Consider the following 1,343-nt stretch of genomic DNA (forward strand, 5'->3'; position numbering starts at 1 on the left):
CTGCCATGACCACTGACAAGCCTTATCTGACCGGTCACTTCACTCCCGTCGCCGAGGAGGTCACCGCCACCGAACTGACCGTCGAGGGCACCCTGCCCCCCGAGCTGACCGGCCGACTGCTCCGCAACGGCCACAACCCCAAGCCCGGCATCACCCCGACCCACTGGTTCAAGGGCAGCGGCATGGTCCACGGCATCCGCCTGCGCGAAGGCCGCGCCCAGTGGTACCGCAACCGCTGGGTGCACACCCCCGCCCTGAACGGCGCCCCCTACATGACCGACCACGGACCCGACCTCACCGCCAGCGCCGCCGGCACCCACATCATCGAACACGCCGGACGCCTGCTCGCCCTGTGCGAGGCCAACCTCCCCTTCGAACTCACCCCCGAACTCGAGACCGTCGGCGCCTACGACTTCGACGGCAAACTCCGCACCGCGATGACCGCCCACCCCAAAGAGGACCCCGTGACCGGAGAACTCCACTTCTTCGGCTCCTCACCCTTCCCGCCCTACCTGACCTACTACGTCGCCGACACCAAAGGCGAGATCATCCACAACGCCGAGATCCCCGGAGCGACCGCCTCCCTCAAACACGACTTCGCCCTCACCCGCCGCCACGTCGTCTTCATCGAGGGCAACGTCACCTTCGACCCGACCGAGCACTCCGGCATCCCCTACAGCTGGAGCGACCAGCAGCCCTCCCGCATCGGCGTCATGCCCCGCGGAACCGACGGCGCCCAGCACATCCGCTGGTTCTCCACCGAACCGGGCAACATGCTGCACGTCGCCAACGCCTACGAGGACAGCCACAACCGCATCGTCCTGGAAGGCCCCACCGTGGACCGCGAGGGCTTCCACCTCTCCTGGAACTGGTGGACCGGCACACCCGGACGCGGCACCGAGCCCGTCTCCCGCTCCTACACCCACCGATGGGTCATCGACACCACCACCGGCACCGTCGACGAAGAGATCACCGACGACCTGCCAGTGGAGTTCCCCACCCTCAACGAGAACTACCTGGGCACCGAACACCGCTACCAATACGCCATCTCCTTCCCCGACGAGAACGGCTACGGCGGCTACGGCATCGCCAAGTACGACCGCACCACCGGCGCCCGCCGCATCCACCACGCCGGCGACGCCCGAATGCCCAGCGAAGCCCTCTTCGTCCCCGCCACCAACACCACCCGCGAGGACGACGGCTACCTACTCACCGTCATCTCCGACCTCAAGCAGGACACCTCACACCTACTCATCCTCGACGCCTCCGGCCTCAACCACGTCGCCACCATCCACCTGCCCCACCGCGTCAGCGCCGGACTCCACGGCACCTGGATCCCCGAC

The 1,343-nt window shown here is 67.5% G+C and carries 1 protein-coding gene; it reads left to right on the forward strand.

Annotated elements, in window-relative coordinates:
• Positions 1-5: 5 nt before the first annotated feature.
• The coding region (locus ADK64_RS06640; protein ID WP_053656030.1) for a carotenoid oxygenase family protein at positions 6-1,343 on the forward strand (1,338 nt) is incomplete at its 3' end.

Origin of the sequence: Streptomyces sp. MMG1121 (assembly GCF_001280015.1) — a bacterium.
In the GTDB taxonomy this organism is placed as follows: Bacteria; Actinomycetota; Actinomycetes; order Streptomycetales; family Streptomycetaceae; genus Streptomyces.